The 24068-nt window shown below is 66.6% G+C and carries 20 protein-coding genes; 12 read left to right on the plus strand and 8 right to left on the minus strand.

What is annotated here, in order from left to right; all coding sequences use genetic code 11:
• The first annotated feature begins 59 nt into the window (after window positions 1-59).
• From ABZ293_RS35015 to ABZ293_RS35025, 3 genes are all read left to right on the plus strand, one after another.
• Complete coding sequence (locus ABZ293_RS35015; RefSeq protein WP_355187818.1) at window positions 60-425, plus strand: hypothetical protein; 366 nt, start codon at window positions 60-62, stop codon at window positions 423-425.
• Entirely contained in the window at window positions 425-769 is a 345-nt protein-coding gene (locus ABZ293_RS35020) for a hypothetical protein (protein WP_355187820.1), read from the plus strand. Before ABZ293_RS35015 ends, ABZ293_RS35020 begins: the two co-directional genes overlap by 1 nt.
• Window positions 770-1290: 521 nt before the next feature.
• Entirely contained in the window at window positions 1291-1956 is a 666-nt protein-coding gene (locus ABZ293_RS35025) for a response regulator transcription factor (RefSeq protein WP_355187822.1), read from the plus strand.
• Here ABZ293_RS35025 and ABZ293_RS35030 read toward each other — a convergent pair.
• The gene (locus ABZ293_RS35030; protein WP_355187824.1) at window positions 1953-2855 is read right to left on the minus strand and encodes a hypothetical protein; all 903 of its coding nucleotides are present in this window, start codon (window positions 2853-2855) and stop codon (window positions 1953-1955) included. The genes ABZ293_RS35025 and ABZ293_RS35030 overlap by 4 nt on opposite strands.
• Before the next feature lie 281 nt (window positions 2856-3136).
• On the opposite strand from ABZ293_RS35030, the gene ABZ293_RS35035 reads away from it, so the two are divergent.
• Window positions 3137-5374, plus strand: coding sequence for a protein kinase (locus ABZ293_RS35035; RefSeq protein ID WP_355187905.1), 2238 nt, complete (start codon window positions 3137-3139; stop codon window positions 5372-5374).
• 170 nt (window positions 5375-5544) lie between these two features.
• On the opposite strand, the gene ABZ293_RS35040 is transcribed toward ABZ293_RS35035, so the two are convergent.
• From ABZ293_RS35040 to ABZ293_RS35050, 3 genes are all read right to left on the minus strand, one after another.
• Window positions 5545-8037 (minus strand): FtsX-like permease family protein, encoded by a 2493-nt coding sequence (locus tag ABZ293_RS35040; protein WP_355187826.1) that lies wholly within the window; start codon window positions 8035-8037, stop codon window positions 5545-5547.
• Window positions 8034-8750 carry an ABC transporter ATP-binding protein gene (locus tag ABZ293_RS35045; protein WP_355187828.1) on the minus strand — a complete coding sequence of 239 codons (717 nt, stop codon included), beginning with the start codon at window positions 8748-8750 and terminating at the stop codon, window positions 8034-8036. Before ABZ293_RS35045 ends, ABZ293_RS35040 begins: the two co-directional genes overlap by 4 nt.
• A gap of 72 nt (window positions 8751-8822) precedes the next feature.
• Window positions 8823-9206, minus strand: a complete 384-nt coding sequence (locus ABZ293_RS35050) for a hypothetical protein (protein ID WP_355187830.1) — start codon at window positions 9204-9206, stop codon at window positions 8823-8825.
• Between the two features lie 157 nt (window positions 9207-9363).
• On the opposite strand from ABZ293_RS35050, the gene ABZ293_RS35055 reads away from it, so the two are divergent.
• The 3 genes from ABZ293_RS35055 (at window position 9364) to ABZ293_RS35065 (ending at window position 13553) form a co-directional block, all read left to right on the plus strand.
• Complete coding sequence (locus tag ABZ293_RS35055; protein WP_355187832.1) at window positions 9364-10752, plus strand: histidine kinase; 1389 nt, start codon at window positions 9364-9366, stop codon at window positions 10750-10752.
• A gap of 5 nt (window positions 10753-10757) precedes the next feature.
• On the plus strand, window positions 10758-11444 hold the full coding sequence (locus tag ABZ293_RS35060; protein ID WP_355187907.1) for a response regulator transcription factor: 687 nt from the start codon (window positions 10758-10760) through the stop codon (window positions 11442-11444).
• A gap of 72 nt (window positions 11445-11516) precedes the next feature.
• Window positions 11517-13553: a protein kinase gene (locus ABZ293_RS35065; RefSeq protein ID WP_355187834.1), complete on the plus strand. Its 2037-nt coding sequence runs from the start codon at window positions 11517-11519 to the stop codon at window positions 13551-13553.
• Between the two features lie 237 nt (window positions 13554-13790).
• On the opposite strand, the gene ABZ293_RS35070 is transcribed toward ABZ293_RS35065, so the two are convergent.
• Together ABZ293_RS35070 and ABZ293_RS35075 are read right to left on the minus strand one after the other, a co-directional pair.
• Complete coding sequence (locus ABZ293_RS35070; protein ID WP_355187836.1) at window positions 13791-14384, minus strand: DinB family protein; 594 nt, start codon at window positions 14382-14384, stop codon at window positions 13791-13793.
• 270 nt (window positions 14385-14654) lie between these two features.
• Window positions 14655-15248, minus strand: a complete 594-nt coding sequence (locus ABZ293_RS35075; protein ID WP_355187838.1) for a TetR/AcrR family transcriptional regulator — start codon at window positions 15246-15248, stop codon at window positions 14655-14657.
• Window positions 15249-15388: 140 nt separating this feature from the next.
• Here ABZ293_RS35075 and ABZ293_RS35080 point away from each other — a divergent pair, with 140 nt between their 5' ends.
• Window positions 15389-16345 carry a 2-dehydropantoate 2-reductase N-terminal domain-containing protein gene (locus ABZ293_RS35080; protein ID WP_355187840.1) on the plus strand — a complete coding sequence of 319 codons (957 nt, stop codon included), beginning with the start codon at window positions 15389-15391 and terminating at the stop codon, window positions 16343-16345.
• Window positions 16346-16764: 419 nt separating this feature from the next.
• Window positions 16765-17835 carry an acyl-CoA desaturase gene (locus ABZ293_RS35085; protein ID WP_355187842.1) on the plus strand — a complete coding sequence of 357 codons (1071 nt, stop codon included), beginning with the start codon at window positions 16765-16767 and terminating at the stop codon, window positions 17833-17835.
• 629 nt (window positions 17836-18464) lie between these two features.
• Here the strand turns inward: ABZ293_RS35085 and ABZ293_RS35090 are convergent.
• Window positions 18465-19766, minus strand: coding sequence for a GDSL-type esterase/lipase family protein (locus ABZ293_RS35090; RefSeq protein ID WP_355187844.1), 1302 nt, complete (start codon window positions 19764-19766; stop codon window positions 18465-18467).
• Window positions 19767-20279: 513 nt separating this feature from the next.
• Between ABZ293_RS35090 and ABZ293_RS35095 the strand changes: the two genes are divergently transcribed.
• Entirely contained in the window at window positions 20280-21053 is a 774-nt protein-coding gene (locus tag ABZ293_RS35095) for a hypothetical protein (protein ID WP_355187846.1), read from the plus strand.
• 224 nt (window positions 21054-21277) lie between these two features.
• Here the strand turns inward: ABZ293_RS35095 and ABZ293_RS35100 are convergent, their stop codons facing one another.
• Window positions 21278-21874: an ABATE domain-containing protein gene (locus ABZ293_RS35100; protein WP_355187848.1), complete on the minus strand. Its 597-nt coding sequence runs from the start codon at window positions 21872-21874 to the stop codon at window positions 21278-21280.
• Window positions 21875-21963: 89 nt separating this feature from the next.
• Between ABZ293_RS35100 and ABZ293_RS35105 the strand changes: the two genes are divergently transcribed.
• Window positions 21964-22752: an MBL fold metallo-hydrolase gene (locus ABZ293_RS35105; RefSeq protein WP_355187849.1), complete on the plus strand. Its 789-nt coding sequence runs from the start codon at window positions 21964-21966 to the stop codon at window positions 22750-22752.
• Between the two features lie 7 nt (window positions 22753-22759).
• A complete protein-coding gene (locus ABZ293_RS35110; RefSeq protein ID WP_355187851.1) occupies window positions 22760-24049 on the plus strand; it encodes an MFS transporter in 1290 nt (429 codons plus the stop codon).
• Window positions 24050-24068 lie beyond the last annotated feature (19 nt).

Raw genomic sequence — 24068 nt, forward strand, 5'->3', positions numbered from 1 at the left:
CTGATCTTCCCCAACCTCCTTCACTCGCGATGCAACTGACAGTTAACGGTGGTGAGAGCATGCAACCCGCAGAACCTGACATCCCAGATGGCGACCGCCGACCGAAAGCGATCGGATTCGTGCGCGGGGCCGTCTCCGGACTCGCCGCGCCCCGACACGCGCTTGCGGTTGAACGGCACGCTCGATCGTTGGGCTTGCGCTACCTCTACACGGCGCGGCCCCCACAAGGCACTACCGACCCGATCGGCTACGCACTGGGTATCGCGGCGGGGCTGGGCGTAGCGGCGATCGTGGTGTACGACCTGGCCCACGTCGATAACCAACCGGCACGGGTCTGCGAAGACTTCGATCTGGAAACCGTGTGCCCGGCAGAGACCTGGGCGCGGGTCATGTACCCGGCGTCGATCGAACCGGGGGCGGCGTGATGAATAGCACCGTGATCGTGACGCCCTCGCAGGTCTGCGACAACGCCGATGTCGAAATGGCACACAAGCAGATGCAACGTCATCTCGCCTGCCGGGTCGCCTACTGCCTATGGAAAGCGGCAGCGTACCGCACGTTGGTGGACGCGGGCCGACTCGCGCCGCAGAGTTCGAGCCCGCGCGAGCGCGCTGCCGCACGGGGGCTCGCGTTCCCGCCACTGAACAGTGAGCCGAGCATGCACAGCGGGCCGACGGCACTGACGATTCGCGAAGTGTTGAGCAAGCTTTCGGAGTTGGCGTCACCTGCCCCGAACGCGAACACTTCCGGCGGCGAAGGCAATCAATAACTTTCGAGGGGCTGGTATGAGCGAGCGCTGCACGGAAGTGAACGGCTGGGTCGCGCACTGGCTACTCGATCACCATCGTGTTCGAATAATGCTGGTGGGTAACGAATCCGAGACGCAACATTTGTTTTCGGCTGCCGTGCTCGCGACTGCCCCTGACTTGGCGGAGATGCGTGAGCGGTTCCCGAAACTGTCAGAGTTGTGGGATGCGATCCGTCGAGAGTATTGGGCGGAATTCTTTACAGCTCGAGAGAATTCACGCGGAAAGATCTAACGGAAGGGCGGGATGGATCGAGTATCGGATCCTGCCGGTAACGCGGAATTGTCACGCGGGCTGATACGAAGTGTCCGCAGGCCACGGTAGCGTTGGTGCCCTGACCTGCGGCCACTTATTCGCAAGCACATGGTTGACTCACCGGGTACGCCCAGAACTTGCCGTCTACCTGACGTAGGGGCTGGATGTGACGCACGCGGCGCCCGACTCGTATGGCAGGAGTACGCGGAGAGGCGGTTAGGCTGTCCTGGTGGCAATAACCGTTCTGATCGCCGACGACCAGGCCATGGTGCGCCAGGGATTCGGCGCCCTGCTCGCCGCCCAATCCGATATCAGCGTGGTCGGCGATGCGCCCGACGGGAAGGTCGCTGTCGCCGAGGCCAAGCGGCTGCGTCCGGATGTGGTGCTGATGGATGTGCGCATGCCGGAGATGAACGGACTCGATGCCGCGCGCGCGATTCTGGCCGCCGGATTCGATCCGCCGGTGCGGGTGCTCATGCTGACCACCTTCGATATCGACGATTACGTCTACGAGGCGTTGAGCATCGGCGCCAGCGGATTCCTGCTCAAGGACGCACCTGCCGAGGAATTGGTACGGGCCGTGCGCGTGGTCGCCGACGGTCAGGCGCTGCTCGCCCCGACGGTCACCCGGCGGCTCATCGCCGATGTCACCCGCCGCCGCACCGCGGCCCGCGCCAAACCCGCGCCCGCGCTGGCGGCGCTGACTCCGCGCGAACGCGAGGTGCTGGAGCTGATCGCCAAAGGGATGTCCAATACCGAGATCGCAGAATCTCTCTATGTCGCCGAGCAGACGGTGAAAACACATGTCTCCAAGGTGTTCTCGAAGCTGAATCTGCGCGACCGGGCCCAAGCCGTTGTGCTCGCCTACGAATCCGGTCTGGTCACCCCGGGCTAGCGCGGCTTCTGGCACTTACCGCCGTTGAGATCGTCGAGGTGCCGCGAGAGCAGCCGGGCCAGCCGGTCGAGCAGGGCGGTCGCATCCTCGAAGGTGCCCGTATCCGCCTGTGCGGCAAGGGCAACCGCGACCAGGCCGGATCGGGTCGGCACCAAGCCGAACTGGCGGACGGTGTAGACGCCCGTGTCGTCGTCGGGGCCCCAACCGCCCTTGAATTCGGTGCCCTCGATCGTGCCGAGGCCCCATCGCTGTTCCGGCGTGATCTGCTCCATCAGGCTGACCACGGTGTCGGTCTCGGGCAGGCACGGCAACTGGGAGGCGAAGCGGGCCTGATTGGCCAGTGTCCATTCGGTGGCGCCGAATGCGGTGTAGTCCAGGCTGGTCTTCGGACCGGATACATTGGTCAGCGCGTCACCGGCCTCGTCCAAGACCTCCTGGACGGCCTGGGCGGCCTCCTCACCGTCGCCGAGGGACTGCCACAGCGCCTCGGCCGCATCGTTATCCGAGACGGTGATCGCCTCGTGCGCGTATTCGGCGGCGCCGGTCGGATCGTGCCGCAGCGCCGCGATGGCCAGCGGGACCTTGATGGTGGACCAGGCGATGCCGGAGGTCCAGTCGCCGAAGATGGTCATCCGGCCGCCGCCGACCGGCATGATCGCCATCCCGACCTGGCCCGGCAGATTCGGCTGCAACTGGGTGAAATCGGCGGCCAGCGAATCGGGCCGCGAAATCGACCAGCCCGGATGCCAGGATCCGGGCCGTTCGACGGGTAGCGTCGGTTCCTTGGGGGCGCTGTGGGTGCCGGGCAACAGCGAACAGGAGGTAAGAGTGAGCAATGCGGTGAGTGCCGCACCGCGCAGCATCACCCGGTAGTTCGCCATCGTTTTCGTAGACCTCACCGCCGTGTCCTCCCCACCACCACAACATGACACCCGTTGTTCCATCGGCGGTGCAAAAAACATCCTCGTCACACCCGTCCGGTCGGTGACCGGACGTTGGGCCGTCAGCGTCGGTCCATCGGGACAACTGACGCGGCGCTGCGGCCCTGTTGATAGTTTCGCCGATTTTCGCGGAGAATTCGAAACGGCGTGGCCAACGGGCTACCCGGTAGGCTCACAACTCTGTTTACGTGCTCGGACGACCGATGTCCGGGGGCCGCAGTCACCTGAAGGGGGTCGCGTTGCTGAACAGCGGTGAGGTGTTCGCCGGGTTCACCGTGGAGCGGCTGCTCGGACAGGGTGGTATGGGCTCGGTGTACCTGGCCCGACACCCCCGCCTCGGTAAGCAGACGGCGCTGAAACTGCTGAATCGGGAGCTGTTCGCCGACGCCGAGGTGCGCGCTCGGTTCGAGCGGGAGGCCGATCTGGCGGCGCATCTGGACCATCCGAATATCGTCGCCGTCTACGACCGCGGCTCCGAGGACAACCAGCTCTGGATCTCCATGCAGTACATCGACGGCGTCGACGCGGCGACCGTCGACCCGATGACGCTGCCGCCGGAGCGGGCGGTGCAGATCATCGAGGGCGTCGCGGCCGCACTGGATTACGCGCACGGCATGGGAGTACTGCATCGGGATGTGAAGCCCGCCAACTTCCTGCTGGCCCGTTCCAGCGGTGGGCAGGGCGAGCGAGTCTTCCTCACCGATTTCGGCATCGCCCGGCTGCGCGAGGATTCCACGCACCTGACCCAGACCGGGATGTTCAGCGCGACTCTGTCCTACGCCTCGCCGGAGCAGATGACCGGCGCCAAGCTGGACAACCGCACCGACCAGTACTCCCTGGCGTGCGCGCTGTACTGGTTGTTCACCGGCATGGCCCCGTTCGACGCGCCCGATCCCAACGACATCATTCGCGGGCACCTGCAGCATCTCGCTGCGCCGCTGATCACCCGGCGGCAAGGTTTGAATCCGGCGCTGGACGGGGTGCTGGCCAAGGCGATGTCCAAGCGTCCCGAGCATCGGTACGCGACCTGTGTCGAATTCGCCGCCGCGGCGCGCAAGGCATTGACCGCGCCGGCGGTCGCCACCGTTCCGGTGCATCCCGGCTATCCCGTCCCCGGGTACCCGGCGAGCCTGCCGAATCCCGTCGGATCCGCTCCGCCCGCACCGGCATTCGGTGCGCCCGCGGACCAGGGTGCGTTCGTACAGTCCACGCAGGTCGTCGGGCCCGCCGGATATGGCGCGCCACCGCAGGCGGCGGGCTATCCGGTGCCGCCACAGTCCGGGGCGGTGCAGGCCGGGGCTTATCCGGCGCAACAGGCGGTGCCGCCGCAGCCGGGTGCCGGGGTGGTGCCGCAAGCGGGGGCTTATCCGGCGCAACAGGCGGTGCCGCCGCAGCCGGGTGCCGGGGCGGTGCCGCAAGCGGGGGCTTATCCGGCGCAACAGCCGGCGCCGCAGCCGGGTGCCGGGGCGGTGCCGCAGGCCGGGGCCTATCCGGCGCCACAGCAGGCGGCAGTGCAGCCCGGGGCTTATTCGGCGGCATCGGCGCCGCAGGCTGGAGCACCGGCGGCACAAGGGGTTCCGCTGCAAAGTGCGCCCGCGCAGGGTCAGCCGTCGCAAGTGCCGCCCCTGCAGGCCGCACCCGCTCAGGCGCTGCCGATTCCTGGCTCGCATGGCGCACCGACTCAGGGCCCGCCACCTGCCGCGGGTCCGCCGATGCCGCCCGGTGCCGTGCCACCGCCTGCGGTGCCATTCGGGCCGAATGGCGGTGGCCCCCATCCGATGCCGGAGCACAGCCGCAGTACGGCGGTGCTGCTCGGCTGGATGGCCTGCGCGATCGTGGTCGCGGTGATCGCCGTCATCGGCACCTTTGTTGCCGTCGGCTGGCGGTCCGACGAGCCGGACAACGCCGCGGTGCCGCCAACGGCCGCCACCGCAACGGCGACGGCCGCCGCGCCCGATGCCATGGCGAAGAGCCGCAAGCTGTTCCCGAACCTGGTGCCACAGGGCAAGGACAGCCATGGTGCGGCCTATCAAGACGCCCGCTGTTTCGCCGCGAAGCCCGGCGATCAATTGCGGCTCCAGGACGAACCTTTGAAATCCAGTTCATGGGTCGGCGCGTGGGAATGCCATCGCGAGACGCAGTCCACCACTCAGATGAGCTACACGATCCTCGAATACGGCTCCGTCGCCGACGCACGCGCCGTGGTCCAGGCCCTACCCGCCAATGTCGCGACCGCGGAGAAGAAGGACGGAGTCCCGGTCAACACCCACCGATGGACAGTCGAGGATCCGCCGGGCCCACTACAGCCCTTCTACCACACCGCAAAACTGGTGGTGAGCTTCGAATCCGACCCCGCCCGCTCGAATTTCCTGGTCTACGTGAGCAATTACGGAACCTCTGGCGCCGCCCAGACCATCCCCCCGACCACCTCCGCCCAAGACGCCCTCACCGCCTGGTGGGCCGCAGCCCCGCTGTAATCGCTTGTCGGGCAACTGAATCGGGCTCCCAATACGCGTTACCTCGGTCGAGCGGCCGATGCTCTGCACTGGTCGACCAAGGAAGTGCTCGCGCCACACCGCAACGGTAATCGCCTGTCGGACAGCTGAATAGGCTGTCTACAAGCCATTGGGCACAGCCCTGATCGAACTCAGTCGACCGCCAATGCCTCCACGATCGGCATTCGGGCGGCGCGCAGTGCGGGGGGAATCGACCCGAGCAGCGCCAAGGCCAGTGCGGCGGTGCCGTAGACCAGCAGCATCGGGCTCGGCTGGTACACGATGTCGATGGTCAGGGCGTGGCCGATCGCGACGGTCGCCAGATACTGGATTGCCGCACCGGCCACGAGACCTATTGCCGCGCCGATGAATCCGATGCCGACGGCTTCGGCGAGCACCGAGCGCAGCAGAAATTTGCGGCTGGTTCCCATGGCTCGCAGTACGCCCAGTTCACGACGGCGTTCCAGCACCGAGAGCATCAGGGTGTTCAGCAGTGCCACGGTGGCCACCAACACCACGATCCACAGAATGGCGTAACTGAGCGCCGTACCCTGCCGCAGGCTGGAGGAGATGGCGACGACCGCCTGCGCGCCGGTGTCGACATGGATATCCGCCGGCACCACCCGCCGCACGGCGGCCCGCACTGCCGACTTGTCCACGCCCGGTTGGAAATGCACCGCGAGCACGGTTTCACCCGGTCGCTGATACCACGCGCGCATCTGGTCGAGATTCATCACCACCACACCCGCGATGGCCGAGATGTACGGAATCACATCCAGCACCCGCACGGTGTGATTGCCGGTCGGGGTCGGCAGGGTCAATTCGGCCCCGGTGCCGACGCCGAGTGATCGTGCGACATCCCGCGAGATCGCCACACCTTGTCCGGCGGCCAAGTGGGCCACGACTTCTGGACGCACCGAACCGGTCTCGGATTCGTTCGCCTCGCTCGGATAGCCCTGCAGCATCACCCGCCCGGTGCCCAGGGTGGCGAAGGCCATCTGCGCGGGGCCGACCTCCTCGACGCCGGGCACCTCGGCGATCTTCTCGCGTAATCCGCTGGGCAGCAATGGCCCCGTCGGGAACTGCTCCATCGAGCTGGTGCTGACGAACAGATCGGTATCGCCGAACCCAGCGAACGAAGCGGTGGCCGAATCGACCATATTGCGCGAGCCCCCGCCCATTGCGACGGTGGCGGATATGCCGATCATCACCGTCATCGCGGTGGCCCACACCCGCCGTGGTGCGCGTTCGAGGGTGGTGGCCCCGAGCGTGCCCGGTGCGCCGAAGCATCCGGCGATCACCGCGGCAGCACGCACGATCGGCCCGGTGGCGGCGAAGCACAGTGCCACCGCCCCGGCGAACGACATCGAGATCGCCGCCAGCGATACGCGGCCGAGATCGGCCTCGGCAATGACGATCGCGCCGACGATCAGGCCGAGGCCGAGCACGATCGAGGTCCAGCGCAGCGCCGCGCTCGTCGTATCGGCCCGCGCCACCTCCACCGGTGCCAGTGCCTCGATCGGTTCGACCTTGTACACCTGGCGTGCCGCGATGGCGGCCGCCAGCACGCTGGCCAGCACGCAGGCGCCGATCGCCACCGGAATTGCATACCCGGGCACCATATATTCGGTGCGCGCCTCCACCGACTGCATGATGGCGGTGGGAAGTCTGTTGATCGCGACGCCGCCCATGGCGGCACCGATCACCGAGCCACCCACACCGCCGAGCACGCCGAGCAGCGCCGCCTCGACGAGCAGATCACGCACCATCGGCCCGCGCTTGCCGCCGACGGCCCGCAGCATCGATAACACCGGCCTGCGCTGGGCGACGGCCATACTCATGGCGTTGTAGATCAGGAACGCCGAAACGATAAGTGCCGCAGCCGAGGCCATGAGCGTCGAGTACCGCACGATCTGGATGGCGCCACCGGCCTGTGCCGTGCGCAGCCCGGGATCGGCGACCACGGCGCGGCCCTCGACCACCTTGGTCAGCGTGGCACGCAATTGGTCGACATCGGTGCCATCGGCCGCGATGATCTGAATCGAGTCCAGCCGCCCGATTCGGTCGGTGAGTTTCTGCGCCAGGCCGAGCGGGGCGGCGATGATATGGCCGCCGTTGAGTTGCTCGGCGGTCTTCTTATCGAGAACCGCTGCGACGGTGACGGTTCCGGAGCCGAGCGGGAACTGTTCGCCCTCGGCGCGCCCCATGCCGGATCCGACCAGGACACCGTTCGGCACGGTGAGCAGTTTGCCGGCCTGCGCGGCCATCGGCCCGTCCAATTCACTGCCGAGTGCGGCGATGCTGGCGTCGGCGCCGATCAGCAGCGCCTTATCCGCGCCGGACCCGACCTGCGCGCGCAACATCGGCACCGCTTTGTCGACACCGGGTGTGGTCGCGATCGGTTGCAGTTCCTGCTGATCGAAGCCCGCGTCGGTGATCCCGGTGACCTCGAGTGCGGCCTTGCCGCCGAGGCTGCGGGTCAGCCGGTCCACCGATCCGGTGACCGAGCCGGAGATGCTGAACACCGCGACGAGCAGCGAGGCCGAGATGGCCATCACCGTCAGCGACATGAAGGTGCGGCCACGATGGGCGAGCAGTTCTCCGATATTGAACAGTCGCAGCCGATCCCACGCCGCGCCGATCATGTACGCACCGCCCGCTCGGCGATATCGACCTTGTCATTGGCGCCGATCTGTCCGTCGCGCAACGTGATCACCCGGTCGCAGTATTCGATGGCGCCCATATCGTGGGTCACCATCACCACCGAATTGCCGTTGCCCGCAATATCGCCGAGCAGTTTCAGGATGGCCGCGCCGGTCTTGGAATCCAGATTGCCGGTCGGTTCGTCGGCCAGGATCAGCGGCGGATCCATGATCAGCGCCCGCGCCACCGCGACCCGCTGCATCTGCCCACCGGACAACTCGGCGGGACGATGCGCGGCGCGTTCACTGAGCCCGACCAGGTCGAGCAGTTCCAGCGCGCGCGGCTTGGCCTTGCGCAATCCGGTGCCGTCCAGCAGCTTCGGAATCGCGACGTTCTCCCAGGCGGTGAGGGTGGGCAGCAGGTTGAAGAACTGGAAGATGAAACCGACACGGTGGCGCCGGAATTCGGATTGCCGCTCATCGTCGAGGCCGCCGATCTCCTCGCCCTGAAACCGGATCGACCCGGCGTCGGGGGTATCGAGTGCGCCGAGCAGGTGCAGCAGTGTGCTCTTGCCCGAGCCGGACGGTCCGATGATCGAGGTGAATTCACCGGATTCGATGCGCAGGCTGATGCCGTCGAGCGCGCGCACGGTTTGTTCGCCGACGCGGTACTCCTTGGTGATATCCGTCAGTTCCAGCATGGCCAAGTCCGGCATCGCGGTCCCCACCCTCTTTCGTCACGTGTTCGAACTCGCTCGATTGTTGCGCAGCGCGTGCCGCGTGACGCGTTATCGGGCCATCGCCTCGGACGCCCGGCGTCGGTATTGCGCGTCGAGAACGGCACGCAGCACCGGTTGCTCGGCGGCGAGTTCGAGATAGGCCTCGACCGCGGATTGGCCCTGCAGCAGCGCTTGATCCAATTTCGCGTCGAGATGGATATTCCACCGATAGCGCAGTGCGAGCAAGAGGCCTTCCGGTCCGCCGAACAGCCGGTCCAATTCCGGGATGTCCGCGAACAGGTCGGGGCTGGCCGGATCGACGGCCGCGCGAGTGAGCACGGTGCGCACGATCTCGGTCCGGCGGTGCTGGTCCTCCCAGCCATTGCGACTACTTTGTCGCTCGAGTTGATCGCCGTAGCGACTGCTTGCAGGTCGCTCGAAATGATCGGACATGGCGTTCGGCCTTCCGTGATTGGTGAATCCCACGCTACGGACGGAAAAATAAGGTGTCTTCGTGCCAGGGACGCGAATCGATCTCCTACCGCGGTAGGAGTCCCGACCCGTTCCCGGCACGATGCAGCGGGCCCGATCTGGCGGTTAGCCTTACAGGATGGATGTGATCCACGCCATCGGCTCGTCGGCGGGCGCCCAACCGGCGATACCGTTCCGGGAGAGTGGGCGCATCCGGGATCGGTTCGCGGCCTTTCTACACAATCCCATCGCGGTCATCCGCCGCAACCTCGAAGAGCTGCCGTTCGACTACCCGCCATCGGTAATGATCAGCGCCGACGCGGCCCTGCTCTTCGTCAGCGTCGGCGCGACCATCCAGCGGCACGACTACTTTCCGACGGTGCTGCCGATCCTGGCGGTGCTTCTGGTCTTCGTTTCGGTACCGCTGTTCTGCTTCTTCGGTGTGACCCCGAGCCCGATCCTGCTCGCATTCTCCGGACTGGCCGCGACGGCGATCCTGCTCACCCAACCGGTATCGGCCGATTTCTCCCCGTTCATCCTGGTGGTGATGGTCGGCGAGGTCGCGGCCATCGTGCGAAAACGCTTCAGTGCGCTCTTCGCGGTGGTCGCGGCATTGCAGTTGGCCGCCTTCGACGCGGCCGGGCATCTCATGTGGAGTGTGACCGGTGAGCGGTTGCAGGGGATCCAGATGTACACAATCGGGATCGCACTCGGCTGGCTGGTCGGTGTGATGTTGCAGTACCAGCGCAAATTCCTCTATCAGGAACGCCAGAGCCAACAGATCCGGGCCGCCCGCGCCGCCGACGAGGAGCGCCGCCGGATCGCCCGCGAAGTGCACGATGTCATCGCGCACTCGCTGAGTATCACCCTGCTGCATCTGACCGCGGCCCGGCACGCACTGCAGACCGATCGCGATGTGGACGAAGCGGTGGACGCACTGGTCGACGCCGAACGACTCGGCAGACAGGCCATGGCCGACATTCGCCGCACCATCGGCCTGCTGGACGCGCGGCCGTCGAAACTGCTGCCCGAGCCCGGCATCCGCGATTTCGATGACCTGGTCGGTGATTTCGCCGGGGCGGGACTCGATGTCCGCTACTCCCGCGTCGAGGATCTGACCGCGGTATCGGCCGCCGTCGGGCTCGCGCTCTACCGGATCGGCCAGGAATCCCTGGCCAATGTGATCAAACACGCGCCCGGCGCGACCGCGACCGTGTTCCTGGAGGTGGACTCGACGGTGGCCCGGCTCATCGTGACGAACACACTGCCCAAGGGGTTGCCACCGGATCTGGGTGGCGGGATGGGGTTGTCCGGTATGCGGCAGCGCGCCGAACTACTCGGCGGCCGGATCGAGGCCGGACCGTATGACGACGGCTGGATGGTGCGGGCCGAATTCCCGCTGAGCGGTGCGCGGAGCTGGGCGACGCCGTCGTGCCCGGTGCCCGACATGATCCACGGAGCGGCGAGTGCGATGCGTGACAAGGCCGAGGCCATCCGGCGCGACGGTGTGCTGGGGGAGGGTGCGTGACCTCGGTGTCTGCGGCCGGTGGCGAGGATGCCGTCACCGTTCTGGTGGTCGATGATCAGGAGCTGGTGCGCGGTGGGTTGCGCCGGATCCTGCGGCGGCGCGATGGCTTCGTCGTCAACGAATGTGCCGATGGCGACGAGGTGCCCGCCGCCATCGCGGCCAGCCGCCCCGACGTGGTGCTGATGGACCTGCGCATGAAGCGCGTCGGCGGTATCGACGCGACCCGCGCGCTGCGTGCGCGCGACGGCGCGCCACCGGTGCTCGTGCTCACCACCTTCGATGACGACCAGCTGCTTTCCGGTGCGCTGCGCGCCGGGGCGGCCGGGTTCATCCTCAAGGATTCGCCCGCCGAGGATCTGATCCGCGCGGTGCGCACGGTCGCCGTCGGCGGCGCCTGGCTGGATCCCTCGGTCACCGGCCGGGTGCTCTCGGCATACCGGACGGTGCGTCCCGTCGCCATCCGCGACGACAGCAGACTCGCCGAACTCACCGCGCGCGAGTACGAGGTGCTCGAACTGATCGGACGCGGTCGCGTCAATGCGGAGATCGCCCGTGAACTCGGCATCTCCGAAGTGACCGTGAAGAGCCACGTCGGACACATATTCGGCAAACTGGAGCTGCGCGATCGGGCCGCCGCTATCGTGTTTGCGTTTGACCACGGGGTGGTCGCACCAGGACAATCCACAGGTTGACGGGCAGCCCCGATCGCGCACGACCGCCGATGGTGGTGGGCGATCTCGCCCGGGATGTGGAGGATTGACGGGGTGGATGGACCTGGATGGAGAGTCGGCAGTCGGTTCGGGCCGTATGAGCTCAGATCGCTGCTCGGCAAGGGGGGTATGGGCGAGGTCTACGAGGCGTACGACACGGTGAAAGACCGCGTGGTCGCGGTCAAACTGCTGTCCGAGGAGCTCGCCAGAGATCCCATTTACCAGGTGCGTTTCCGTCGCGAATCACAGGCCGCCGCCCGGCTGGCCGAACCGCACATCATCCCGATCCATGACTGGGGCGTGATCGACGGTGTGCTGTTCATCGATATGCGCCTGGTGCCCGGCGTCGACCTGCGCGGCATCCTGCGCGGCCAGGGGGCGATGAGCGCCGAGCGCGCAATCGGCATTATCGAGCAGATCGCCGCTGCCCTGGATGCCGCGCATGCCGATGGTCTGGTGCACCGTGACGTCAAACCGGCCAATATTCTGGTGACCGACGCGGATTTCGCGTACCTGGTCGATTTCGGCATCGCCCACACCGACGGCGACAGTGCCGTGACCCAGGCGGGCACCGCGATCGGCTCCTATGCCTATATGGCGCCGGAGCGCTTCGATTCTTCCCCGGTGACCGGTCGCGCCGATATCTACTCCCTCGCCTGTGTGCTGCACGAATGCCTCACCGGGACGACGCCGTTCCCGGCCGGGAGCATGAGTGTGCTGATCCGGTCGCATCTTTCCGATCCGCCGCCGCGGCCGAGCGTGCAGCGACCGGGCATTCCCGCCGCGATGGACGAGGTGATCGCCCGCGGTATGGCCAAGAAGCCCGCCGATCGCTTCCCGACCGCGACCGATCTGGCCCGCTCGGCCAGGGCGGCGCTGGCCGCCGCCCCCGCCGCGAACACCCCGACGCTGATCGTGCGTCCGCCCGATCCGTCCCGTGGTCCGTCGGATCAGGCTGTGGTGCACCGCAATTCGGTGCCCGCCGACGCGACCGGGGAGTTGTCGATCACCGCGGTCATCCATCCGACCGGGCCGACGGTGGTCTCGCCCGCCGATCTGCAGTTCACACCATTGCCGCCGCAGCAGCCGTCGCGGCCGCCGCACGGCGCGCCCGGAACCGCGCGGCCGGTGCGGCCGTTTCCGGACGCGCACCTGTACTCGGAGTCGCCGCAGCCTCCGGAGTATCCGGAGACGCTGTATCCGCAGTCGCCGGACTACCCGGGCGGCTCGCAGGTCCCGCCGACCGAGCAGTATCCGGACCAATCGCGATATGCGCAGAGGTCGCAGGCCGAACAGACGATGCGGTATCCGGATTCGCACTACCCCGAGGCCAGATACCCGGAACAGCGGTACCCGGAACAGTTCGGCGCGCAACAGTATCCGCCCGCTCCGGAGACTCGCCGCATCCCGCAACCCTTCTCGGGCGCACCGCCGTTCGAACCGCCGCCCGGGCCCGCCCACGCGGCTGCGCCCAACCACGCGTCGCAATACCAAGCCGCATCGGAATACCAAGCCGCATCGGAATACCCGCCGCACAGCGGCTATGCCGAGCCCGAGTACGAGGACGATTACGGCCAGGACACCTATCAACGGCGCGACCGCTCGATCGTGCTGCCCATCATGGTCGCCGTCTTCGTCATCGTCGTACTCACCGTCGGCGGTGCCATCGGCTGGCAGCTGATGGGTTCGGGCGACTCCGGGAATTCCAAGGACGCCCAGGCAGGCCCACAGGTGACGACCACCGCCGCCCGCGCCACCGCCGGTTCGACGACACCGCCGACAACCTCGACCAGCAAGGCCGCCCCCACCTCGGTCACCCTGCCCGCCGGCGCAACGCACTGCACGACCGGACAACCGGTGTCCGGCACCTTCACCCAATCGGCCACCGGATCCTCGGTCACCAGTTGCGGTTTCGCCGAAGCAGTCCGCCAGTCCTACGCCGACTCCGCCGCCGCGAATGTCTCGCGCTCATCGCGCTCGGTCGTCGCGACCAGCCCGGTCACCGGCCGCGCCTACACGATGAACTGCGTCGCCGACGGCCCACTGATCACCTGCACCGGCGGTGAGAATGCGGTGGTCTACATCTACTGACACAGCACACCATACGAAGCGTATTGTCCAGGATCCCATCTCAGAACCCTCGCCGAAGACCCTGTCGCCGAGCCGGCCCCCGTACGCCGATTGTTGTTGTGGCGCAATGAAGTCGACCGATCGGAGTCTCCGCGATCGATACGGGCAGGGTCCGAGACGTCCTGGGCAGTCATCCTGACGTCGGTTGCCGAATGCTATCGACGATGAGCGGCTTTCAAGAAGGCTGGGATTCATCGGTCAGCACGGCCCGGCGGCCTGTTTTGCGGTTTTCTCCAGCTTGGCTCGATGTTGCTGCCACCAGGTCGGGTCGCTGGTAGGCATGTTGTCATTGCCGTCGACCAGGCCTGCGACGCCGTCGATCAGTTCGCGGATGATGTCGGCATGTCCGGCGTGCCGGTGGGTTTCGGCGGCCACGTGCACCAGGATTTGGTGCAGGGTGACGATCCGGTGGTCCTCGGACCACCACGGGACGGAGCCTTCGGCGGTGAGGTCGAGGCTGTCGATCGTGGCGTCGGCATGCGCCCAGGCCCGACGGTAGAACCCGATGATGTCCTCGCGTGACTGTTCGGCGGTGGCCCACATGTCGGCGGTGGGATCGGCCTCGAAGTCGTGTTCGGTGAGGGGTTCGTCGTATGGGCGGGCGAAGGTGTCACCGAAGTAGCCGAACTCGACGGTGCCGAGGTGTTTGACCAAGCCGAGCAGGTTTGTGCCGGTTGGGGTCATCGGGCGACGCACGTCGTACTCGGGCAGGCCGTCGAGCTTCCACAGCATGGCTTCGCGGGCATGGCGCAGGTAACGGTGCAGATCCGCTTTGGGGCCGGAGGCAGTCATGTCGAGCACTCTGCCAGGACACTCTCCCGGCCCCGACTGTTTTTCCTTCTCAGCCAACAGCATCCACTCGAGAGACGCGATCTGCTCGGTCAGCTCTGTTCAACGGATACGATTGATCACACACACGTCGACATGAGCGAGCGTTCCGCGAGATTGCCTGCCACTCAATGGTTGTGGCTCGACCTGGCGGACGGTGGCTATTCGATTGCCGTGCTATTCCTCGATCCTGATGCCAGAACGGCCAAAGGTCGAGTTCGGCTATGCCTGCTGCTATTGCTGCGCAGTTCGCCCGTCGTGGTCGCTGTCATCGATGAAGGTCAGCGCCGGCCGCACGATCGTCGTGAGCAGCTCGTGCCGAAACGCCTCGTTCTGCTCCTGGCCGCTGATCAGGGGGGAGAAGGCCAGATCGGCGAGGATCAGCGCGGCCAACCGCTGGAACAGCGACGAGTCGCGCACGATCTCGCCGCGGTCGGCGGCGGCCTCGAAAACGGCGGCCAGCTGGTCCACGACGGGTGTGATGATTCGCGCGCGTAGCGCGGTGGCGAAATCGGGGTCGGTCGAGGCCGCGTGCAGCAGCGTGAATCCCATGCGCAGGTCTCCGGCCGACATGCTATCGGCGCGGGTCATCTGCGCGAATGCCTCGTCTAGCGAGGTCACTACGGTGTAGTCGGGCAGGGTCGGAGGGTGTTGTGTGACAGCGTCCATGACCAAACCGGATTTGCTGCCTCCCCAATGCCTGTACAGGGTTTGCTTGCTCGTTCGAGCACGTGCCGCCACCCCATCGAACGTGAGCCGCTCGTAGCCGACTTCCAATAGCAACTCACGTACGGCGGCGAACAATTCGCCGAGACGTTCGGGTGACATGCGTGAACGGGGTGGGTGATCGGTCGACACCACATAAGTGTACGATACTGTCTCGTACAGAACAAGCTTGGCGAGGACACCTGCAGGGGATGCTGGAAATTCGCTGAGCGTCGTAATTCCTATCTCGCGGAGGCGAAAGTATGAAGGTGCTGATGTTCGGACGAGGTGTGATTTCCACCGTGTACGGCTGGGCACTGGAACAGGCCGGGCACGAGGTCGAGTTCTACGTCAGGCCGGGCCGCGCGGCGGCCTACGGTGCGGCGATAGACCTCGATCTACTGGATACGCGGCGCCTGGGACGGGGGCTGCGCGTCGCGCAGAAATGGCAGGTGCGTTACCGCGAGGAGTTGGAGACAGACCACGACTTCGACCTCATTGTGCTCAGCGTGCAGCACCATCGCCTCCCGGAGGCGGCCGCCTTCCTGGCGCCGCGCGTCGGTAACGCTACGGTGCTGGTCTTCGGCAACATCTGGTCCGAGCCGGCGGCCGCGATCGGTGCCCTGCCGCTCGACCAGGTCGCGTGGGGCTTTCCCCAATCCGGCGGCGGCTTCGTCGCCGGCGGCGTGCTCCGCGCGGCACTGCTGCGGCGGGTCATCTTCGGTACCATCGACCGGCCCACGACCGACCGTGAACTAGCCGTGCGCCGGGTCTTTCGCGAGGCCGGGTTCCGGATCAAGGAACAACCCGACTTCCGTGGCTGGCTGTGGATCCATTTCGCCAGCGACGCCGGTCTTCATTCACAAGGCCTGAGACTGGGTTCGTTGGCCGAACTGACCGGGTCGAGGGGTGACTTTTGGGAAGGGCTGCTGGCCGGTCGCGAACTTCTACCGCTGCTCGAGGCGCGTGGCGTCGACCTGCGACGCCACCGGGGCAGTGTTCTGATCTTCCGTGCACCCCGGCTGACGGCCTCCGCGCTCGCCTGGCTGACCGCTCATGTCGAGCCGATACGCCTGAATTTCCAAACGCACTCCGACCGCGAGGCCCAGGAGCCCCGCGAGATCTGCCGAGACGCCCTGGCGCAAGCACGACGATCAGGCATCGCGGTACCGCGCCTGGAAGCGGCGGAACCCTTCTTCACCCGCGAGGCAAAGGGCTGACCAGCACAGTTCCCCGCCACGACAGGATGCACCGGAGACGACACCCGACTGCCGCAGTCACGCCGAATTGGTTCGAACTCTGAGGCCCGAGCATCCGCATCTCGGCATGAGCGCGCGCTCGAGTCGACTAGAGCCAGAGCCGCGATGCAGCAATTCTGGCTGCTGTGCGTTCAGCGGGTTCGTGCCGGGTGGTGTGCCCTCCCTCGGTCCGCGTCCGCTATCACACCGCAGTCCGATTCCATGTCATACCAAGGGGTTACATCGAACGAGAATCCGGCCGATAGCTTCGAATCGGCACCTCCGCCCCGACATGCCGAGCAGTTCTCGCTGAAATCAAATCTTCGATCGACGTCGACCGGCCGGCCGGCATCGAGGACGGGCGGAGGTGTTACCTCCGACCCAGCTCCTGAGGAAGATCTATGACGACACCGGCCTTGGTCCCAGAGTCATTTCCACGATCATCGCGGCGCGGTGGCGCCGACGGTGATTACGCCCGTCTGTTGCGCCGGATCTCCGATGCGGGACTGATGAACCGGCGTCCCCTCTACTACGCGGTCCGGCTCAGCCTCATCGGGATCGCGTTCGCGGCCGGCTGGGTGGCGTTCGTCCTCGTCGGGGACTCGTGGTGGACGCTCATGGTCGCGGCTTTCATGGCCGTGACGTGCGCTCAGGTCGCCCTCGTCATGCACGATGTCGCGCACCGCCAAGTCTTCCGACTGCGGCGGCCGACGGAGGTCGTGGGCCGACTCGTCGGCAATGCCGGCATAGGCCTCGCGTACGGCTGGTGGCAGGACAAGCACACCCGGCATCACGCCAACCCGAATCACGAGGAACTCGACCCCGATGTCGCGCCCGACATTCTGGTCTGGTCACAACGGCAGGCGCGGGCGAGCCGTGGCCTGCCTCGTCTCATCGGGAGGGCGCAGGCATTCCTGTTCTTCCCCCTACTGATGCTGGAGGGCCTGAACCTCCATGTGGCCGGCGCCCGTGCGCTCAGAAATCGTTCGGTCAAACACCGCGGATTGGAGGGCGCGCTGCTCTTCGGCCACTTCGCCGCGTATCTGGCCGCACTGTTCGCGGTTCTGCCCGCCGACAAAGCCTTCGCGTTCCTCGCTGTCCACCAAGCACTGTTCGGCCTGTACATGGGCTGCATCTTCGCCCCGAACCACAAGGGCATGCCAACTCTGACCGGCGACGACCGCCCCGACTACTTACGCCGGCAGGTGCTGACCTCCCGCAACGTGCGCGGTGGCGTGTTGACCGACCTCGCCCTCGGCGGGCTCAACTATCAGATCGAGCACCACTTGTTCCCGAGCATGCCGACGCCGAATCTGCGTCACGCCCAGGTGATCGTCCGCGACTACTGCGCCGAAATCGGCGTGCCATACCACGAGACCGGGCTGATCTCCTCTTACCGCGAGGCGCTGAAGCACATGCACCACGTCGGCGCGCCGCTGCGCACCACCGACCGACACCAGGATGCCGGATGAACTCTGCCCAGGCCGGGCTGCGTCGGCACAAGAGCGCCGGGCCCGAGAGTTGGGTGCGGACAAGGCCACTCGCGGATACTCGAGATAAGGCTCGACGCCTTGGCCGGCATTGCCCGCAATGTCGTTGCCGTGGCTGTTGTCGATACGCCCGCGGCCCGCTTGGATCATCGCTGATGACGACGTGCGTAAGGCCGCCAAAGCCGTTGCGTCACAACCGTTTTGTCACGAGTCAAGTCATCTTCGCGGACGCAGGTTCGGAAGCGACCGTGCTCGGCGACCATCGTTGGCGGTAACCGAAACGGACGTTATGTAGGAGGTGGATCAGTCCGGTCGGAGCCCGATTTCGACGCATCCGTGGCGGAGGGTTTCCAGGCCGAAGGCTTCGATCGGGCCGATCACTCCGGTGGTGGGGTAGGGGCCGGTGCGGAGTTGATATGCGCCCCAGGCCATCAGCTCGGCAGTGCGGTCGTTCGCTCGCGAACAACCCGATCGCTGTCGGTGCCGCACTCGAAGTTCTCCGCTGATGCCGGTGACCTCACCGGACCGAGCAGGGGCTCGTGGCCGCTCCCACCGAGCGCCCCGACGGCACGTGCCCCCGAGATCACGTGGCCGGGTGACTGCGGCCGGTGTCAGGCGCAGCGGGGCGTGAAGATATCAAGGTTGATCGCTTCGGCCATGGCCTGGTAGCCCGCGGCGTTGGGGTGGAGGTTGTCCGGGCTCGCGTAGCGGGGGTCGAGGACGGTGGGGTCGGCGGGATCGCGCAGGGCCGCATCGAAATCGATGACGGTGTCGGCCAGCTGCTGGTCGCGGATCCAGGCGTTGATCCGCTGGCGGACCGGCTCGGCGGTGGGGAGAGTGAGGATGCCGTCGGCGAGGGCGTTGCTCGCGGGCATGACGGTGCCCAGGTGTACGCGCAGCCCGGCCGTGTGCAGGCGTTCGATCACCGTGGTGTATGCGGCGATGACCTGCTCGTAGCCGGCGCCGACGGGTATGCCGAGATCGTTGATGCCTTCGGCGACGATCACATCGGTGACCCCCGCCTTGTCGATCGCGTCGGCCCGGATCCGGGCGACGGCGTCGGGCCCGAACTGCGGGATGAGACCGTCACGGCTGACCCGGTTTCCGGAGATACCGGCATTGAGCACAGTGAACGGCTTGCCCGCCGCGTCGAGGCGGCGCTGCAGGAAGTCGGTGTAGCGCACGTTGCGGTCCACCACCGACATGTGTTGCTGGTAACCCAGATAGTTCGAGTCGACGTACCCGTCGGTGATCGAATCCCCGACCGCGACAATCGCCCCGACGTCACCGGGCGCCACTACATCGAGCCCTGAAACCAGCGGAATCGCGGTGGTGCGCAACGACATTGCCGCACCGGACGGGTCGGCGGCCTGGTCGCCGGCGAACGGCGGGCTGTAGAAGCTGGTGGCGTTCGCGACGAAATGCTCGGTCGGCAGCACCGCGGTGCCGGGCACGTACACCCCGATCGACAACGGCTCGAATGCATTGAAGGACAGCTCGATCGGATCGCTGACCAGGTCACCCCATGCAGGGATCGTCACACCGCGACCGCCGCCGAACGTCACTTCCCGCAGCGAATCCGGGTGCACGGCAGCATCGTCGGCCTGCGCGCCGATGGTCACGTGCCCGATTTCGATGGGTGTCGGCCGGGTGCGGTTGGTCAGGTGCACGCGCATTGTCGAGCCGCCCAGGTGCGGGGTGACCACCAGTCGGAAAGTTTGATCGCCGGCCGACAACTGCGGCGCCAGCGACGGATCGATGACACCGAACGAATCCGATGGTGCGGCCATCCAGCTACCAACCCACTGAGTACCGTCACAATCAGCCGGGCCCGCACTCTCGGCGCCAGCCATCGGCGGGCAGCCCAGCATCAGCATCAGCACCGCGCTGGCCCCGGGCATCCACTTCTTCACAGCAACAAACTCCTGACATTCGTTTCGACACTCGAATTCGCGGACCGGGTCCGGCCGAACAGCTTCGGCCACGGGGATGCGCCTGGAAGTGCAGTGGCCCTTGCTTCTTCGACCTCTCCTGCATTGAGATTCCCAGCTTTCTCGGAGAGCTCTGCGATTGTCAGTGGTGGGAAGTTGGTCGAGGCTCGGATGCCTAGTCTCAGGATGGGACCATGCCAGCCCCATCGTCATCGAAATCGAACATCTCCGGGTACGTCGAGAGGCTGTTGTATGACTCGTATTACGCCGCCACGTCCGGTTGATCTGGTGACCGTCTTTCCCGAGTTGGCGCCACTGGCCCGCACCGCGACTCGCCTGCATCCGCGCCCGGGAACACCATCGGTGCACGACAGTTCGATTGGCGGGCCACTGTTGTGGCCGGCCAGCGAGCCATGGCCGCACTGCCACGCTGAGGACCACGACGCAGAACGTCTCCCGTCGATCTCTTTGGCGGACGCCAGGCTGGAGCGGCGGATGCGCGCGGCCAGAAGCAGTGCGGGCAGGGAATACACCACGGAGGAAAGGGAAATCCTCGACCGGATGGCGGAGCGCCCGGCGGCCGACGGTCCGATAGCGATGCTACCGGTCGCGCAGTTGTACGTCCGTGACGTGCCCGGTCTGCATCCGCCCGAGGGAGCGGATCTGCTGCAAGTGTTGTGGTGCCCCTACGAGCACGATGACGATGGTATGCCCAAGACCGCACTGTTCTGGCGGTCCGCAGCGGCGATCACTGACATTCTGGTGGATCCTCCGGAACCGGCGGAGTACGAGGAGGACCTCGTGCTCGAACCGTGCATGATCGATCCGGAACAAGTGATCGAATACCCGCACTCGGGGGAGCTCGAGGGGGAACTTCGGCAACGAGTGGACCAGTGGACCATGGCCCAGATTCCCGGCGTCGAGTTCGGCGGTCTCGAGGACCGTGATCAGCCGTACGACTTCTTGTGTATCGCGCCCGGATGGAAGATCGGCGGCTTTATCAAATGGGGCATGCAAGATCCTTATCCGAACCCCTGCCCCACCTGCGGCACCCCGACCGAGCCGCTGTTGACGATCGCCAGCGACGAGTGGCGATCTGACGTCCACCACTGGATCCCCTACGAGGACCAGGCCGCCAACATCTCATGGGGCGCTGTCCGAGGCGGCCCGAGCGAGCCGACCCAGATCTGTGTCTCCGACCGCAACAACCAGATCATCCGAGTCTGCCCGGCATCACATGAACATCCGCACATCCAGTTGATGCAATAACCAATTACGCTGCGACCGATCCTTCCACGGCCGCCGCGCAACCGCTCATCGGCAGAATCCGATGTGCGTGAGATCGGATGTTGGACATCGGCTTTGCTCGCTCGGACGCCCAAGGCGTTCGATTGCGCGCCGGAAACCGCTCACTCGTCGGCATTATCGTGCGTTGAAATGTCGTGTGGCCGAAGCCATGTGGGCCGCGAGGACGGTGCGGCTCGATGGCATGGTCAGTCCTTCGACTTGGCGCGGGCGTAGGCGCGGGCTGCGCGAGCGCGGTCGCCGCAGCGCGTTGAGCACCAGTGACGGCGCCCGTGGCGGATCAGGTACCGATTGCACGGGGCGGAGTAGCAGATGGTCAGGAAATCGGCATCGGAGCCGGTGAGCAGGTCGGCCGCATCTGCGGCGAGCGTCGCGAGCGCGCGGTCGAGGATCTCATTGGGCGGACACAGCGCAGCGCGGTACGGGCCTTTCTTCTCGTCCCATTGCAGCAGGGCGGCCGTTGGGGTCCGGCTCAGCGCGTCGTTCACGGCGGACAGCGCTGCAGGCAATGCCGGCTGCCGCGCAAGGCGGGCGGCGAACAATGCCCTGATGTGTTCTCGCAGCACGCGCAGTTGCGTCGCGCACATCTCCTGCACTCCGGCATCGGCAGGCGCGAGGCCGCGTTCGGCGAGCCAACGATTCGTCGATTCGGGGGTGCCGAGCAGGTCGATGAAGTGTCCGCCGGGCAGCACATAGGCGCTGTCGGCAAAGTCGAGAGCGAGGTACTGCTCGGCCCCGGGTGCGGGCGGTAATGCGGCGGTCGAGGTCTCTCGCACGACTCTCATAAATCTCATGTTACGACTTGCTTTTATCCGTGAGAACAACCTACCGTATCTCACGGATATATGGAGTATCATCCGTGAGGAGTTTGCTAGTGACTTCTGCAGGCACAACCGATCAGCAGATCTGCGTCCGGGTATTCGGCGGCCCGACCGCCCTCTTCGAATACGGCGGGCTCAGGTTCCTCACCGACCCGACCTTCGACGCGCCCCGCGACTACCAGCAGTCCGGCGGCCTGTTGACCAAGACCGCGCCGGCCGCCGCTGCGCCGGCCGACCTCGGCCGCGTCGACGTGGTTCTGCTCTCGCACGATGAGCACCCCGACAACCTCGACGACTCCGGCCGTGCCCTGCTCGCCGACGTGCCACTCACCCTCACCACGCCGGGTGGCGGGCAACGCCTCGGGAACGGGGCGAAAGGCCTGGTCGACTGGGAGTCGATCGAGCTGGATCGCCCCGGCGGCGGCACGATCACCGTGACGGGCGTGCCTGCGATCCACGGGCCGGGCGCACGCGAGGAGGTCGAACCGATCACCGGCCAGGTGGTCGGATTCGTACTGACCGGGGAGGGCCTGCCCACCGTCTATGTCAGCGGCGACAATGCCTCACTCATTGCGGTCGAGGAGATCGCCGAGCGTTTCGCACCGGTGGACACCGCCATCCTCTTCGCCGGTGCGCCCCGCTTCTCCGTTCTCTTCGACGGTGCGCCGATCGTCCTCGACAGTACCCAGACCGCCGAGGCCACCGAGCTCCTCGGCGCACGTCGGGTGGTTCCCGTTCATTACGAGGGTTGGGCCCACTTCACCGAGGGCCGCGCCGAATTGGTCGCGGCTTTCACTGCGGCCGGCCTGCGCGACCGCCTTGACCTGGGCGAGCTGGGCTGAGTCTGTCGTGGCGACTTCAGTATCTGCCCAGATCGATGACCCCTCCGGCTCCCAGGCCCAGCGTCGCACCCTGTTCGTCCTGGTTGCCGCTCAGGCGCTGAGCGGTGCGGGGCTGGCGGCGGGTGTGACCGTAGGTGCACTGCTCGCGCAGGACATGCTCAGCTCAACCAGCCTTGCCGGTCTGCCCAGTGCGCTCGGCACCGCAGGCTCCGCGCTGGCGGCCGTCGCCGTCGGACGAATCTCGCAAGCCCGCGGCCGCCGCCCCGGCCTGGTCGCCGGGTATCTGACCGGTGCCATCGGCAGCGTCGGAGTCATCGCGGCCGCTGTCGCGGGTAACCCGATCCTGCTGTTCGTTGCGTTGTTCGTCTACGGCGCAGGCACCTCCACCAATCTGCAAGCCCGGTATGCCGGAGCCGATTTGGCCGGCCCGGAGCACCGCGCCCGTGCCGTGTCCACCGTGCTGGTCGCCACCACACTCGGCGGCGTGGTCGGCCCCAACCTCACCGCGCCGACCAGCGACCTCGCACACGCACTCGGCATCCCCCACCTGGCCGGTCCGTTCCTGCTCGCTGCCGCTGCCTACGCGTTGGCAGCCGTGGTGCTGGCCATCTGGCTGCGCCCCGATCCGCTACTACTTGCCCGCACGCTCGAGGCCGGACGCATCGCCGCGCAGCCTGACGATGCCGACGGCCTGCCGCGCCGTGCGGTCGAAAGGCGCGGCTCCGGTGTGCTGGTCGGTGCGGTGGTTATGGTGCTCACCCAGTTCGTGATGGTCGCGATCATGACCATGACGCCCGTCCACATGCGCGACCACGGCCACGGCACCGCCGCCGCCGGCCTCGTCATCGCCATCCACATCGGCGCGATGTACTTGCCATCGCCGCTGACCGGCTGGCTCGTAGATCGCTATGGCCGCTTCACCATCGCCGCCGTCTCCGGGCTGACCCTGCTCGGCGCCGGAATCGTCGCCGCCTGTGCCCCCGGCGACTCCGTCGCCCTGTTGACGGCGGCACTCGCGCTGCTCGGTCTCGGCTGGAACTTCGGCCTCGTCGCAGGCACCGCGATCATCACCGACGCCGTGCCGCTGGCTACCCGTGCCAAAACCCAGGGCCTGGTCGACGTCACCATCGCCATCGCAGGTGCTGCCGGCGGCATGGCCTCGGGGCTGGTCGTCGCCGCTGCCGGCTACCCCAGGCTGGCCATCGGTGGCGGCATCCTGGCACTGGCCATCGTGCCCGCCGTCGTCGCCGCCGCCCGCAAATCCCCACCCGGCTGGGCGGTGTTCCATAAGCAGTGAGGATGTGGGCCCGCCCGCA

It is taken from the genome of Nocardia sp. NPDC005998 (genome assembly GCF_040614395.1).
Classification (GTDB): domain Bacteria; phylum Actinomycetota; class Actinomycetes; order Mycobacteriales; family Mycobacteriaceae; genus Nocardia.